At 51.4% G+C, this 16,128-nt stretch carries 11 protein-coding genes; all 11 read right to left on the bottom strand.

Annotated elements, in window-relative coordinates; translation table 11 throughout:
• Window positions 1-4: 4 nt before the first annotated feature.
• The gene (locus tag LH51_RS01080) at window positions 5-1,978 is read right to left on the bottom strand and encodes a BbrUII/HgiDII family restriction enzyme (protein ID WP_036518959.1); all 1,974 of its coding nucleotides are present in this window, start codon (window positions 1,976-1,978) and stop codon (window positions 5-7) included.
• Window positions 1,971-2,126 carry a hypothetical protein gene (locus LH51_RS21060; protein ID WP_200881823.1) on the bottom strand — a complete coding sequence of 52 codons (156 nt, stop codon included), beginning with the start codon at window positions 2,124-2,126 and terminating at the stop codon, window positions 1,971-1,973. Before LH51_RS21060 ends, LH51_RS01080 begins: the two co-directional genes overlap by 8 nt.
• Before the next feature lie 101 nt (window positions 2,127-2,227).
• Complete coding sequence (locus LH51_RS01075; protein WP_200881822.1) at window positions 2,228-4,111, bottom strand: KAP family P-loop NTPase fold protein; 1,884 nt, start codon at window positions 4,109-4,111, stop codon at window positions 2,228-2,230.
• Window positions 4,108-4,563, bottom strand: a complete 456-nt coding sequence (locus LH51_RS01070) for a hypothetical protein (RefSeq protein WP_036518957.1) — start codon at window positions 4,561-4,563, stop codon at window positions 4,108-4,110. The genes LH51_RS01075 and LH51_RS01070 overlap by 4 nt, the downstream gene beginning before the upstream one ends.
• A 95-nt stretch (window positions 4,564-4,658) precedes the next feature.
• On the bottom strand, window positions 4,659-8,150 hold the full coding sequence (locus LH51_RS01065) for an Eco57I restriction-modification methylase domain-containing protein (RefSeq protein ID WP_200881821.1): 3,492 nt from the start codon (window positions 8,148-8,150) through the stop codon (window positions 4,659-4,661).
• Window positions 8,151-8,169: 19 nt separating this feature from the next.
• Window positions 8,170-11,310: a DISARM system SNF2-like helicase DrmD gene (drmD, locus tag LH51_RS01060; RefSeq protein ID WP_036519056.1), complete on the bottom strand. Its 3,141-nt coding sequence runs from the start codon at window positions 11,308-11,310 to the stop codon at window positions 8,170-8,172.
• Window positions 11,311-11,382: 72 nt separating this feature from the next.
• Window positions 11,383-12,429: a DNA cytosine methyltransferase gene (locus tag LH51_RS01055; RefSeq protein WP_036518955.1), complete on the bottom strand. Its 1,047-nt coding sequence runs from the start codon at window positions 12,427-12,429 to the stop codon at window positions 11,383-11,385.
• A gap of 394 nt (window positions 12,430-12,823) precedes the next feature.
• Window positions 12,824-14,281, bottom strand: a complete 1,458-nt coding sequence (locus tag LH51_RS01050) for an ATP-dependent DNA helicase (RefSeq protein ID WP_036518953.1) — start codon at window positions 14,279-14,281, stop codon at window positions 12,824-12,826.
• Window positions 14,282-14,439: 158 nt separating this feature from the next.
• Complete coding sequence (locus tag LH51_RS01045) at window positions 14,440-14,715, bottom strand: hypothetical protein (RefSeq protein ID WP_036518951.1); 276 nt, start codon at window positions 14,713-14,715, stop codon at window positions 14,440-14,442.
• A 136-nt stretch (window positions 14,716-14,851) separates the two neighbouring features.
• On the bottom strand, window positions 14,852-15,289 hold the full coding sequence (locus LH51_RS18640; RefSeq protein ID WP_052063328.1) for a helix-turn-helix domain-containing protein: 438 nt from the start codon (window positions 15,287-15,289) through the stop codon (window positions 14,852-14,854).
• 194 nt (window positions 15,290-15,483) lie between these two features.
• Entirely contained in the window at window positions 15,484-16,026 is a 543-nt protein-coding gene (locus tag LH51_RS01035) for a YagK/YfjJ domain-containing protein (RefSeq protein ID WP_036518948.1), read from the bottom strand.
• Window positions 16,027-16,128 lie beyond the last annotated feature (102 nt).

Here is a 16,128-nt window from a genome sequence, read left to right as displayed (position 1 = left end):
TTCCCTAAATTCTATCTACGATTTTTTCAAGTTTGTCGAGTGATTTACTCTTTTCGATGTACCCAGAATACGCTTCTTGGGCACCATGAATTAGAGTATCGTAGTGAACGATGCGACTGCCTGGAGAGATGGAGGTCATTGACGACTTCAGGCGCTCAGGATTAGACGACTCCTCATCCACCGTCTTGCCCAACACAAAAATCACCTCTATATCAGGGGTTGACTGATTTTGCTCTCGTAAAATCTTTGTCAATTTATCAACATAGGTTTGACCTTGCTCGACCAGTTCGAGCAGGCCCATCTTGCGGCCAACTTTCTTGAGTTCGACGATGACGTGCTTGCCCGCATTGGTTCTATATGCTATGTCAACGCGACCTAAGCGTTCTTTTTCGGTCATGTCATCAATTATCACTCCGGCTTCTAGCAGACGCGATTCCATGATTGGGCTATCTGTTGCCCTTTCCCACGCGGGATCTAACAACCAAAGGTGGTCAAACAAATATTGTTGTAGCACTCGCTCTTTTGCGTCCGCATCAACAATGTTCTGGAAGTCGCGAATCGCATCAAGACGCGATTTAACTATATCCCTGTAGAGAGAAGCTTCCAGTGAATCTCTATCGGCAAGGACCGCCAATAATCGTTCTGCACTTTCAATACTGGTAACAAATTCCTCGGTAGACCCACGAAGCTTCATTCGCTCAAAGGCCAAAATCCCATGCCGATACATGAGTTTCCTGTCTTCTTCCTCATCCACCGGTAGCGCACTAAGTTTGGCAATCAACGTCTCAGCGCTTTTTTTGTAACCATCGGGTAGCGTATCAAGCCATTCTGCGAGTGCGGGCGAAGTCTCTTTGGCTTTCTCGACCTCATGTTTCTTGCGCCACTCCGTCCAGCGCTTCTCGACCTGCGTCAGACGTGATTTCAGGAACGCGATTAGCTGCCCATATCTGGGGTCATCCTCCTGAACACGTTGGCGATCGCTGGTGGCGATATCTGGCGCGTCATCGGCGTCAAGAAAATCCGCTTCGATCTGCCCGGTGAGGTATTTGGTATAGAGTCGGCCATCATTCAGTTTGTCGAGGATATTTTCATGGAATAGCCGACCGCGAGCGAACACGACAATGCCGTTGAGGTTACCGGCATCCTCACTGTCGAGTTGCTTCGGAAATCTAGCAGTGCCGATCCAGCCGCTAACCTTCCATCCGGTGTCCCATGTATCAAAACGATTCGGGAGCGATTCCTGCTCCAGCAGTTGGGTAGCGGGAGTCAGGTCGAGCGGGTCATCACCAAATTGCCAGAGAAACTGGACCATCGGCAAGTCACCACGATCAGACGACGTGATGGCCTTCCCATCCAGATCTATTTTGAATCCATGCGCCTCCCCGATCACGGAGAAGCGGCGAGCCAGACGCTTGCGTAAGGCCGCCGCTCCACGCCCTAGCCGCTGCCGTTTGATGTCGTGCAAAACAATCCGTGTGCCCTGCGACACACGGATTTTTTCAGTAGGTAAGGATTCCGGACTGTAGAACGGCTCCTTTTTCTGGACGGATTCGTGGATTCCATCCACGGTCATACGAAGGCCATGTGCTTCGCCATCTTTGGCAGACTCGACCTCAATGACGTTGGCGATCGAGAATAGCGAGAGTTTCCCCAGCCCTTTGCGTCCCATCACCGGTCGCCCCTTAGCGGTCGTCTTGCCATGCTCGACATCTTCATCACGCCGCCGGTAACCGACTCGCAGGTACTTACCGTTCATATCGTCGACCGACATACCGATGCCGTCATCGACGATCTCAATCCAATTGCCGTCCGGATCAATCTTTATGTCGACGGTCTCGGCATCAGCATCCCAGGCGTTCGCGACGGCCTCAGTCAGTACCGCAGCGATGTTGCTGTAGAGGTTGATCCCGAGGTGATCAAGCACGTTCAGGTCGACCGTCATTTTGTATGTATCTGTCATATGCTCCCCATCAATCATCAAACGCGCCAACGCCATCAGGATTTATGCCCGCTTTGAGCATCTCGAATTCTTTCAAAAATTGATCCACTGCTTCGCGTGCTATGTCTGGAACCGTGTCCGACTTTCGCAGGTCTATCAAACGTTGCGCACAGACTTCCGTATCCAAGTACCGCTCCAACCACGCCGGATTCAAGCGCGGTTGAGGGCACACGGCCCAATCACCCATCGTCTGCGATCGTGTTTGCGAGCAGAACTTCGGCAGGAATGTCAGCAGAGCATCATTTGATGAAGTTGCCGCTTCACACCATGACCTTGCCTCGGCAGGATCGCCCCAGAGGCACCATGCGCCAATAAACGAACCAGTTGCGAATGCGCCAGCAATTCGCTCTGACTAAGCTTGGTTTTCAAGCCGTAAAGCCAGCAGGCTTTCAGATCATCAAGTGTGGTTGTGTCAACGAACGCCTCTTCGCCATTCCCCGCATACTTTTTAACCTCGTCGGAGAGTGCCGCGATCAAATAGCGCTGCACTCCGAGGGCACGCCCTTGGTCTATCGCAGTCTTGAGCAGCTCATGCCGCTGAGCTCGGTCGACGCGTTTGAGAAGGTGATAAACCACGCGTGTTACGCGTGATTCGTTGCCAAAATCGAAGGAGCCGTGTTCATCACTGTCTAGTACAAGCGAGTCGCCCATATCAAGGAGCACATTGATGAACACCGGAATGTGCGTATCGGGGATGTCCTCTTCAACGTGATCCATGAGTCGTTCAAGTAGCGCTCGTGCTTTTGACAGACCATCAGGGCGTTTTTCGCTCGTGGCTTGAATCAGCGCGTCGCCCAATGCGGCAGGCGCTTCTGCCAAGCTCAAAAGCGCCAGCATTTCGCTGCGTCGGACAGCGCCAGGAGGAACGGTCATTCGAAAGTAAGTGGGAAACACGTCGGGGTGGCAGGCGCGCAAACTCCTCCGCCATTGCGCCAACCAATCGGCTCCGTAGCCCATTTGTCCAACTTTCGGGAAAATGCGCTCAAGTAGATCTCTTGTGCTGGATCGTAGCGGCTCTGGTAGTGCTTGTGCCCATTGTTCATGAAAGGCTGCTTTGGCCTTTTGATCACCGTCATACCTGCTCTCACGAGTATGGCCAGAAAACTGGTCCTGATTTGTGCGAATGACGCCATAAAGTCCGGGCAGGAAAACACGAAGTGCCTCAAGTGCAATGAAATCCACTGGATTAACCTCTCCACGTACCGCTGGATAGGTTACTGACAATGTATTCGTGAAACGGACGACATCACGCGGCACCTGAATCAGAGGATCAATGCCGTCGTGGAAGACATTCGTCCAATAGGACTGATCGAAAAGACCGTCTGGGGTGTCACCGAGAATCTCATCAAGGCGTTTGAACAAAGCGGCCCGTAGAGCCACTCGGTCGACTGGGGGTAACTCAAACGGTACCTGAATAATCTTCTCCAGATACCGCTCGCCAGGCATACCACTTTGTTGCTCAATAGCCTGCGCGGCGACTTCACGATCGAAGGCGAGCAGGTAGACTACATTGGGAAAGTCACCCAATGCCTTAATGACAGTAAATAGCTGACGGGTCTCTTCTGGAGTAAGACGGTCAATATCATCGACTACAACCAAAATTCGCCTCCCAGCCTCCCGCAATATTGAGCTGATTTTAGACTTAAGAGCGGGAACGTCTTTAGGCTTACTCCTGGTAACCATCCCGACCAGTTTTCCGATCTTACTTCCTGCGCCACCGGTCATGCCACTTAAGTCGATTAGTCCACCAACGCCCTCGGCAAAATCACCCAACAGTTCTCCCAGTTTTTTGAACTTCTCGCTTTTGGCGGGCAGTACAGCCTGTAGTTGACCAAGAAAAGCACGAGCGAGGTTTTCTTGTCCAGAGAACCACCAAGGATTGAAAGTCACAATTATGAGCTGTTCAGTCTCGGATCGATGCTCCAGGAAGTGTCGCACATAGCTCAGTACCGTGGACTTACCCGACCCCCAAGGACCATAGAGAGCCAGCACCAAGCCATCATTGCCCGGGTAGCGACAAATACTATTGGCAAGGCTTTCGGCAAAAGGAGCATGCCCAAATAGATCGTCTTGGGGATTGGAGCTCGGGCGGTCGGCAGACAGCGCGGTCATCCATTATCTCCGGAAAATAAATCCTTTTGAGGTACAGGTGATGCAGCTTTCGAACGGCGTCCGCGTTTGGCTGGACCAGGTGCAGCGGCCTGCGCCTGCGAAAATTTCTCAAAGCGCTGGCGGTTTAAAACCGTTAGACGATGCATCAGCTCAGCGGTTACGACTTCCGATAGTGCCCAACGCCAAGGATCATTAACAGAGCCTCCGGCAAATTCCCGAAAGTCATAGGTGATTTTAATATCCGTCCAGCCATAAGCCGCAGCAACTTGAGCATCAACGGTAGCCAGTAGATTCCTTAACTCAACAGCTATGGTGTCGATATTGGTGGGGGTATGCACCGCATTCATGACATCAGTAAGCCCGCATTTATTTTCGGAGCTGTACTGGACTGCCAACTTATTGAAGACAGCTGCGGCAGATTTCCCCTCATCCGAAACCTCAAGTGTCGGCAACGGATATTTGCTAACTGATTCGGTAATAGAAAGCCGAAGCCGTCCCTCAAGCTTCCCACCAGAGAATGCCTGGAGCCACCCCCTGAAGAAACTGCTTAGGCAGATTGTATAAATATCTGGCGACTCTCCTCAATTAGCAAGACCTGATTCGTGTAAATCCAATCAGAAGGCGCGGGCATGCATATCGGATACTTTGTAACCTTTGAGAACGCGACGAAGGTTTCCTGCCTGCGAAGTCGTCGCATCAACTCTGCACGGTGATTCCAGAATTGCCACCACCGATCAACTAGCCCTTTGTAGCTCTTGAGTGCCGCAATAGTGCGGGTTGGAAGACCTTCTTCCATCAAAAAGAGATAAGCCTCTGGCCAAGTGCTTCGAACTTCATCCAAATTGCGATCTGCAATGTCGAGAGCCCACCGTTCAATCCGGTTGAGGGCCGAGCTTGTGATGTCGTCCCCTGTTATGTATGGCCGAAGCAAGGAGTTGGTCTCGCTTCTCAAGCGCTCAAACCAAGGACTTTCGCTAGTTATTACAAATGCAAGTCCTTTGCTGTTATCGACCCCGGCGAATGAAAACATACCGTTCGGAAGCTTCTTTGGCTCCCACACGTCACCAAATTCCGGCTCAAGCCGTGAGCCGATGCGAGGGCAATCAGCGCCATCTGCATTTCGTACTCCGTTCCAGTCGCCCTTACGGAAACACACAATGGCAATGTCTACGGCAGCAGTTCCGGGCCATGGCATGGCTTTGCGGGCGAAGTAGATCTCACCTTGCTGTGCAACAACGCCAAGGCCTACCGTGATTGCACTGCCCTCAGCTATGTTGCTTGTGGCGAGTAAGCCGTAACAGCCCTCTTGACGAATCAGATCAACTGCTCGGCGATGGAAAACGACACACAAATCCACTTTCCCTGGCGGAGAACCAAGGATCATTTGACATTGCCATTGCAATTTATCGCCAAGCGTTCCTTTCCAGAGACGATTGCCGATAAATGGCGGGTTTCCCACGAACACATCGAAACCTGAGCGCTCACTTACGAACACCTCAGGGAATTCCAATGGCCAATGAAAAGGACGACGGCGTGACTGTTCAGGCGTCAAGTCGTTAAACAAAGTACGGCAAATACGATTCGCAATTGATTGAGTTGCTTCAATGCTTCCATCAACTGCCTGGCCTGCCAGAATGGTGAGCGACGCAAGATCGTTCTCGATTGCAGACACATTGCCCCCGGAAGCCAATACGTCTCCAATAAACGCATCGGCAATCCACTCGGGAACTTCAAGACGAGTACGGGATTCGGCATCCAGTCGTGCCATAGCTTCTACATCACGAATATCTCTGATCGGCACGGCACGTAACTGCTGTCGCAACTCAATCGCTGTTTTAACCGCATTCTCGATATTTTGCCCAAACAAACGCTGCTGACCTTTACCTGTTGGCGACATCGTGAGCTCAGTTAACTGATCCAGTCGATGAATCCCGAGTAAGCTGTCGCCGCAGCGCAAGTTATGATCAAGAAAGCCAAACGGACGGCCTTTGGCCAGCGTTATCAACCAGATCGAGAGTTTGGCGAGTTCGACCGCCAGCGGGTTCAGATCTACGCCGTACAGACAACGCTCGGCGATTAGTCGACGCGCGATCACCGTTCGGGCTTCGCTGTCGCAAGGCAGGGGTTCTTTGGCAGCTCCTGCTTCCAGAACTTCACCATCTACGCTCACGGTTTTGCCCGTAGCCTCGACCTGTGACCACGCTTCGACTAGGCGTTCAGACAGCCAGCGGCATACTTGCACCAGGAATGCACCCGAGCCCATGGCTGGGTCGCAAATCTTGAGGTCGAGTAGTTCGGCGGGTGATTTCAGTGCCCATTGCTCGCGTGGAGTTCCTTCAGCAGGACCAACATAAGCCACTGGCGTAAGCGTCTCTGTGACGATGGCTTCGGTCAGGGATTTCGGAGTGTAGTGGGTACCGGTTTCACGCCTGTCGGAACCGGTGGTGACGATAAAAGCACCAGTGGGATAGACCAGCGGGTAGCCCCATGGATCGGTCCGAAGTAGATGAGCGTAGGGTTTGACGTGGTCACGCAGCTTGGTATCGCCTTGGCAAGCGGTTAGCAGGCGATCCGCCAACGTGTCGTCGATAGTTTTATTTAAAGTGGTTTTGATCTTAGTTACTTTGCTTCCTGAACGCTCTTTCAATACCCCAGCCAACTGCTCAGCACCATCCAAACGAGCCGAATCTAACTCGGCCAGCTTGACCCAAGGTGATTTAGCCCCCTTGGTGGCATCCAGTTCCAGGGTAACGTCATCGGTACGTTTGACTGTGCGCTCAAGCAGACCTTCGTACACATAGCCGATCTGTTCAACATCCAGCGCACGATATGACAAAGTGCGCCCTTGGAATTGCTGAATAGCCTCCAACAGCAACAGCACAGTGCGATTGTCAATGGGCAGTGGTGTGGAAGCATCTATGCGCCAGTTCGAACCCTTGGCCCTTCCCTCAAGGAAGGCGAAGCGATCAGGGTCAAACAGTGAGCCGCCCAGCGCAGGCAGCCGGATATTTTCGTGCTCAATACCGCCGAATACGGCGCGGAAGATCGCCAGCAGGCGCGACCAGGCATCCCAGCGGCGCTCCAGAATTTCCTCGGACTCTTTACGCAACTGCATACGCAAGGTGGAGAGCGCGTAGTTGGCTTCGTAGCGCTCGTCGCCCATCAACAGCAGGCCTCGCTCCTCGGCAGAGAGCAGAAACACCAAGCGCATCATTACCGTCAGCGCGGCCTCATACAACTCAGTTTCTTTGACGTCGTGCAGCAGCTCTCGATTGCGGTCTTGGTCGGCTTTATCAAGGGTTTGAACCAAAACTTCGACGGCGCGGCGGACTTGCTCTCCAAGGGCGTCGGTGACCTCATCCTGAAACTTCAGGGAGCGATCGAACAGTTCGGGCAGTTGTTCGGATTCATCGACAAAGAAACGACGAATGCCGAGCAGGTGCACGAATGCCTGCAGGGTGATGGGCTCTTGGCTCCAGATGCGGGCATACCAACTGGCAAAAGTGGTGACGGCACCCACCGGGGCATCTACCAGCATCCAACGCTCGCCGTTGGTCACAAGGCCAAGTCGACAACCGAGTGAGCGGCACAACTGAACCATGCGATCGGCAGGCGTGGCGGCCCAGCCGTCTTGCTTTAGGGTGGCATCAAGATCGATATGCTGCGCATAGGTTTGGATCAGCAGCAATGGCTTGTTAGCGCGTTGCTCGTCGACTACTGCAAGATCAGGCGACAGAGTCACGCCGTGTTCGGGTAAGTTGGCTTTGAGGTTAGAGGCGCACCAGTCGGCGCGCTTGAGCACGTCACCTTTGCCATCTTCATCAAGCTCAAGGCCACGGGACAGCACCTCGTCGATCCAGGCCACGTGCAACTCAGCGAATTGTGCGTCTTCAAGCTCTAGCGCTTCGCGCCATTCCTCGTAGGCTTGGCGCAGACGTTTGCGCTTGGTGGCATCAAGTTCTTCCAGCCTTGTGGAAAGGCTTCTTTCAGAACGGGAACGGCGAGGAAAGGACCGGAGATTTCGATTAGCGATAGCCAATCGTGATAATTGTCGTAACTCATGCGGCACCCCCCTGAATAAAGAATTCTGGCACCAGAAAAATCACAGCAACCGGGAAAGTACGATCATTGAGTTTGGCGTAGCGAGTTTCGATTGCTTCAGCCTCCTGCTGGCGCTCTGCCGGAATACGAGCAAGGCGCGTTTCCAGTGCGACGGTATCTCGCCTAAGCTGCGCTCGCTCATCTTCTGAGAACAAGGAAAGCTGTGAGGGTTGTTGATCTTTATTCAGCTCGGTCCGGATAGCTTTTTCCAGCTCATCCAGAACAGCGCTGATATCTTGCACTTCCTGTTGCTTGCGTGACTGCAGAGTGTTGGTGAGAAACTTCAAGCGATCCTTCGATCGAGCATCAACCGTTTGCAAGATGGAGCTTTGCGCACGATCGAAACGCACACGGACGGCATCAAACATAGAGTCTTCAGCTTTAATTGGCTTGGCCTGATCAAGCCATTGCTGAACTTTGGTGACGCCATCTTCGCGGCGAAAAGATTTGTCGCCCAGATAACCGCCGGCCACCGTCAGTTCTTCATGAAGGCGATGATGATTACCACCGGTGACGACCAGTCGCGATATAACGACCACGGCAGGTCCGTCAATCAGCGCATCAGGCACCGAACGCACGGTGACGCGGTGCAGCTTCTTCACGTCGTCTTGTGCCCAGACCTCGGCGCGTAGCAAACGCAAGCACATCTGCACCAGTCGGTGGTTCAGGTGAACCAGCACCACGTCGTCACGCCCGGTGGCGACAGCGTGATCGAAGGTGATAGGCCGGATTTGCAGTGTGTGGGGGTGACGCAGTCCCTCAAGGCAGCGAGCCCACGAGCCCGACAACGCGGGCATCTTGAATACAGTTCCTGCTGGAACATCAGCCAAGTGAAAGGGCTCAAGCGGTGGTCGGCCTGCCAACACAAGGCCCGTCTTGACCGCCATCAAGATGTGCTCTGGTGTGAGGTGGAAATCCTGCTGTGTGGTCAGAAGTCGTTCGTGCAGCTTGGCGACCCGGTCTTTCAGTTCGCGCTCGGCGCGTACAAAGCGTCTAGCTTTGGCGATCTTGGCTTCGGCGAGACGGGTGTCGAGGTCTTTAAGTGAGCCTTCAATCAAACCCGACATTTGCGGCGCAATGACAGGGTTAACGCTACCCATGTCTGCCCGCATGGATTCGAGTTTGCGCAGCGCTCGGATGATGTCGTCGCCGTGGCCACCAACAGTTGCTTTACCCTGTTCGCCGCCGTCGACGGGGTGCCAAATCAATACTTCCTTTTGCCGCTGACCGTGACGGTCGATACGACCGTTGCGCTGCTCCATTACATTAGGATTGTAAGGGATTTCCAGATGGATGAGGCAGTTACAGTGGTTCTGCAAGTCGATACCTTCGGACGCGGCATCGGTGGCCAGCAGAATACGCACTGCTGAATCTTTGGGCGAAGTCTGGAAGGCCGCTTTGACCTTCTCGCGCGCGTCCTGCGGCATGCCACCATGGAGGATGGCCAATCGATCACCACCGAAACCGTGGCTGGCAAGGTTTTCGTGCATCCACTGATGGGTGGTGCGATACTCCGTGAACAATATGACCCTACGATCATTCCACTGGCCATCAGTCTTGAGATTGGTAGCGAGCCAATCAAGGACAGCCTTGGCTTTGGCATCGACCTGGTTCTTGGCCGTCTGTGCCCACGACCGCAGTTCGCTCAGCATTTGTTTCTGCTCCGCTGTCAGCGGTTGCGCACGGCGCGAAGCTTCTTCAACGGCTTCGGATTGGGCGTTTTCGACCTCGTGGTCATCTGCATAGTCTTCCTCAACCCGTAAGATGGCTTTGCGTAAAATACGCTCGGCCATTGCATCTTTATCTTTGCGTTGGCTGCCATTAGCCAGGCTGGCTATGTGCTTTTCCAATGTGGATGCGAACGCGGCGGGTGAAGAAAAGAGTCGCTTCTTGAGCAGCTGGTTAACGAATGATGTTCCGAACGCATTGCCAACCTTTTTGGCATCCTGCTCGCGGCTCGCGCAGTAGTCGTTCAGCTTTTGGTGAATAGCACGCTCTTGTGCAGAGTATGAGGCCAGCAGCGATTGCAACTTGCGCTGCGCATAGATCGGCTTACCTTCTGCATCGACCAGATCGCTTTTTAGGCGGCGGATCATCACCTGACTCAATTGCTTTTCATCCGGCAGGATGTTGCGGGCGAAACGCTGGTCGTCCAATAACTCCAACAGCGATGTGAAGGATTCGGTATAGCCGTTGTGGGGAGTGGCTGTAAGAAACAGGCGATGCTGAAAGTGTGGACTGATGGAGCGAATGAAGCGCGTGCGCTGGCTCTCCAGTGCGTAATTCGCCCCAGCGGCGGGCGCGATGTTGTGCGCTTCGTCGACGACCAGCATGTCGAACTTGCGCGGGTAGCTTGTATGCGCAGGCAGAACGTCGCGCATGGCGCGCAGCCCTTCACCGCTTTTGACCCAGTCCATGGAAGCGATCAAGCGCGGATGCGACGTCCATGGGCTGGCGTGGATTCCACGCTCTCGACGCAATTGCTTGATGTAGGCCGTGTCGACGACTCGGAACTCTAGGCCGAATTTTTCCAGCATCTCGACGCGCCACTTCTCTTGCAGCGACGCTGGGCAAATGATTAAAACGGTCCTCGCTCGATGGCGCAGGAGCATTTCCTGAATAACTAGACCCGCCTCAATGGTCTTACCCAAACCGACGTCGTCAGCGATAAGTAGGTTAACACGCGCCATATCAATGGCGCGCACAAGAGGATCAAGTTGAAAGTCCTCAATGCTGACTCCGCTCCGGAACGGCGCCTGCAGAAACCCTCGGTCAGCATTGGTGGCGGCACCCCATCGCACTGCATCCAGGAAGGCTTCAAGGGTATCCGAGTCATCCTGGCCTGTGATCGAAGGCAAGCCTGCACGCTCAATGATTTGAGCGCCGGGCTCAATCTCCCAGATAACCTCCAGCTCTTCCCCGAGACCATCCTCATCAATAGATGAGAGGGTAACCAAATTCTGTTGCATTGAAGTTGGTGTAAGTATAGATGAGACGACTTCTGCAACAACCCATTGACGCCTCCTGACTTCGACTAGTTGTCCGGGTTCAGGGCGGGCACGGTAGGCCTGAGTATTATGTGTATTGGGTATTTCCATATAGCGTACCGATATCCTCATCTGTAATTTTTAAGTATCCTTAAAAAGAACGCGCAATAGTTATTGATTTAATTATTGTATTTGTTTTATCTCAGTGATGTGTAATTTGATGCTGCGTGCTATAGCACGGCCAAGCTCAACAGGAACAGCGTTACCAATGAGGCGGCCCAGCATTCTGACACTTACTTCGCCGTTTTTTGGAACAAACACATAGTCACGCGGAAAGCTCTGAATAATCGCCGCTTCTCTCAAGGTGATCGCGCGGTCTTGTTCGGGGTGCCCAAATCGACCATTACCAAATCCATAACATTGAGTTGTCATAGTGGGAGCTGGCTTATCCCACTCCATGCGGCCATATACACTCGGATAGGACTTACCACTTGCTGCGCGATGACAATTAGCAACAAGGTGTTCCGGCCAATCACGCCAGGTCCCACCGGGTTTGGAAACTTTGATGCGCTGTAGGTTTATATCCGATAGGGTTGACGAAACATGCAGCTTATCTCTGGGAGCAGCTTCCCCCGCACTCAGAGAACGCAAGCGACCAATTGCCTGCCGTACTGTTTTGGGTTTTTTGACTGTAGGCTGTATCATTGCAATTTCGCCATGACGCGAAGCCAGTAGAACCATGCGTTTGCGAGTCTGTGGAACTCCGTATTGAGTGCTATCGACCACACCAAACCATACTTTGTAGCCATGTTGCTTTAGAGTATCCACGAAGTCATGAAAAACCTCGTGTTTGGCAACAGTTGGCACGTTCTCCATAGTGATAACATCTGGAAGGATGGCCTTTGCTAGACGGGAAAACTCATATAAAAGACCCCATTTTCCGTCTTTGCCATCAAGCTCATAACGTTGTGCGTAGGTGGAAAAAGGCTGACAAGGCGCACAACCAGCCAAAACCTTTAGGTCAGCATCTCCGAACAAGGCGCTTAAATCGGTTGCAGTAACTTTACTAATATCTTTTTCTACAAACTTGGCGCTGTTGTTAGCCTCATATGGGAAGCGGCAAGCTGGATCCATATCTATTCCAGCGACAACTGGCATGCCTTCAAGCACAAAACCATGTGTCAGCCCACCAGCCCCACAAAACAAATCAACGCAGGATATCTTATTCATTTCAAAAAGCCTTATTTAGTTTCAACCATTGAATAAAGCGATCAAAACTCGTCGTTAGCAAGCCCTTCATTCTTTGCCTCGACCACCATGTTTAGCTGCTCCACCCAACTTCACCTATTCATTAACATCATCAGATTTAACCTTCTAAAGCCGACCGAGTCGATGTGCTGGGATAGCATGATATTCATTTGAAAGAGGGAGATGGGGCAATTTACGAATGGTTACACGGTTTAAGTTCCCAGTAAACCTAAACAGCCATTTTTTAGAAGGAACGAGACAACCAGCCTGATTAAGTGCCACCTGAACTAAACTTAGATGCATTTAAAGCTGAGCTTTATATATTTTTACGAGCCAATCCCAACTCTAACGGAATCAGGACTGGCAACTCACTCATTCAGGCACGTCCTCCTTCCACCACACAGAGCGATTGAGCCGCTCGTGTCACAGCCGTGTACAACCAACGCAATCCAGTATCCTCGCACATCCTGACGCCGCTGATATCAATGATAACCTGATCCCATTCCCCGCCCTGGGCTTTATGGCAAGTTAAGGCATAACCAAACTTCACCTGCAGAGCATTGTAGTAAGGATCTTCCATCATTAGCTGGTGGTACTCATCGCTATCTGGATCTTGGTATGGGTAACGTTGGTGGAAATACCTTACCATAGCGGTCTGTTCATCATCGCTAAGATCGCGATTCTTTGCAAAAAGCAGGTTTTCCAGAATGAGACACTCAATGCCCTGCCCCAAAATCATGTCAGTCTGGAAAACGACCAGCCTAAATTTAAGCTCCACCTCTGTTCCGTCGGAAAGCACCACCACTTTTATGATGGGCTTCAAAGCAGCTGACTTCAGCATGATGATGTCACCATTGCTAACACCAAGCTTCGCAGAGTTTCTTGTCACCAGCAGCTGATCACCTGATTTAACAGCACGCCAACCATTACCCCACAGCCTGTGACGCACAGCCACATTGTACTTCAGCGCTTTTTCATTGCTGTAAACAACGGCTGCCGAGGATTGCAACATGTTAATATTACTTACAATGATACTCACAGCATCGATCTGATCCGCTACCAGGATGTCGTTATTGTTAGATTCAATGTTTATAGCGTTACCAGTTGGCTCAAATATTTCTTTTCGGATGCTATTTGCAAGATCAAGGATTCCGCTCTTCGCAGCCTGTCGCATGACCATCGTCAGCTCATAACGCTGCACGTTCATATTGAAGCGCTTCTGCAGGTACTCAGGCGATAATGCTGGTGAGTTCTCTGAACCCACAGGTGATAACTGCGCCAAGTCACCAACAAACATCAGCTTGATTGGACGCTGTCCTGGATTATTTTCCTGAACACGATTAAGAAAGTAGACCAAATCACTCAGCAGTCTTCCGGACCCAAAGCGCATGGTGTTTTGGGGTATTTTCATATCACCAACCATCGATGCTTCATCCACTATCACTAAGTCGAAGGAGTCACCCTGCTTCTTGATTGGGAAATGCATTTGTAGAGCACTTTGCCCATATTCAGCGCGTGTTTCATCCAAAGACATCTCTGCCAGGTAGTAAATGGCTCCATGCAAGGTACTAACAAGTAAAGGCCCCATATCGACCGGCAGCATCTTATTCAGCTTGCTTTGTAGTATTCGAGCTGCCCGGCCCGTCGGCGCTACCATCATGCAGCCTAAGCCCATTCCGCGTAAAAGCTCGATAATTTTAGCTACCAGAGTGGTCTTGCCAGTACCGGCACTGCCACACAAAATGAAGGCATCCTGCTCTGGATCTTTCATAAACTGTTTAATCGCATCAATAGCTGTTTTTTGGTCTGCATTCAGCTCAAAATCTTTACTCATCTGCTGTATTTCCTGTACGTAGCTAAACGCCAACCTTGGGTGTTGCTCCCCAATGCCACCGCTGTCATATTGATTAGTATTGGTGTAGTAGTGCTTCAATGAAGCACTACCTGATTTGAGATGCTCTACACAGGTCTTTCACATGTATCTGTGTGAGCTCAAATCTGACCGGAGTCGATCATTTCCAATAAGCCCTGTATGCCAAACCCTGAAACCTCTTTATTACGTGAGGTCCAGCGACCGGTTCCAGGCCAGAAATCGATTAACTGGTAATTCCCGGCAACCATTAGGTGAACGCCTTCATTGTGACTCCAGTAGGCAATTCCATGACGCTCCAATAGGTGGCGAGCATTATCACGATTAAAGTGACGCGCTCTTTTTTTAGCAGTAAGTTTTGGGGGGTGTTCGCTTTCGTTGAATAGATCGTCTGACATGGCACTTCTCCTGGGGATACTGGATTCTTTCCATGTATTGATGCGAACGTCCTTGTCCGTATCATGTGTCAGACCCGTAAAAAATTACTGCAATGACGGCTACCTCATGGGATGCGTAGGACCAAGCTTTAGCACTTCAACTTCTTTTTAGTGCACGGCTAGCTGACTTCAGCCGATCAGGACTATCCACCACCCAAATCAATAAGGTGCGTGCTGCACCACTAGGCCTTCGCTTCCCCTGCTCCCACTCACCCAGTGTTCGTGGACTAATATCCAGACACCTCGCAAATTTTGCCTGAGTCAGCCTAAGCGATTTGCGTATCTCTATGGCTGCAGCAACGACAGGATCAATATGGGGTTGATCAGCATGCTCATCGCATTGCCGTGATTGATCTGTCCAAAGATGCGCATTACCCTGCTTTTTCGACGGCTGTGACGGATTTTTTACAATGGGTGGCATAGTGAACTGTGTTGACTGTAATGCAGTCCTTCCGTTGTTCAGTAGCACCTCAGGATGATTTTGCTCGTACTCATGCTTCCAGCGGTCTGATATATATTGATATGCATCTGACATATTTATCACTCCTACTTAGTTTTTTATTCATGGCAAGTGCCATAGCATGTGTAGGAGTTGACCGATGGCTATTACAGGGGAACCTGAGAGCCGCCAAAGGTCTGAATACCTTGGCCGAAGCACTTAGTGTGCACTTTGCATAAATAGCTGCTTCTAAAAAACAAAGCCGGTAACGCAGCAAATTGTTCTTTTGCTTAAGCAAATAGACCGCATTCTTGGTACATGTACAACCCGGTGTGCAGATCAGCTGGAATCTTTAAGGCTGAATTCCAAGCACCCTGGATCATCTTCATCAAGCTGCCAGACTGTGCGTGATACTCACCCAGGCTGTGAAAGACATCCTGGTTGAATAGCAGGAGTAGATGAAAGTGCGGTACGCCAGAGGTCTTTTGCTCGCGTGCCCAAATCCACATCACTTTGCAGGGGTAGGTACGCTTGCTTTGAACTTTTCGCCGATTCAGGTATGCAGCAATACGTGCATCCAGGGCATCTTTAAAGTCCTGCATGATACGATTACTGTGAACGACTGAAGGCTTGTCAAATGGGCAATGCAGGTCAATACGCACAGCCATCACTCTGGGCGTGTGCTGGGTGTAATGCATGAGTACACTCCATAGCTTTTCCAGGTACTGCTTCACTAAAGGCTGATCGGTTGTGCATTGCACGTTCAACCCCTGATACTCTGATAATAGCCAGTAGTTGAGGTTGTGGTTTTCAGGGATGTACTTCAGGTGCATGGGGGGTACTCCTATTCGGTAGCTCCCTAACTGTGAGGCATAGCGACTCATTAGGTATCTTTTGATCCTATTTAATGCCTATAGTATGAAGAACTTGGCAGT

The organism is Nitrincola sp. A-D6 (assembly GCF_000764495.1).
Taxonomy (GTDB): domain Bacteria; phylum Pseudomonadota; class Gammaproteobacteria; order Pseudomonadales; family Balneatricaceae; genus Nitrincola.
The sequence above is the reverse complement of the archived record's forward strand: the minus strand, read 5'-3'. Positions and strand labels throughout refer to the sequence as shown.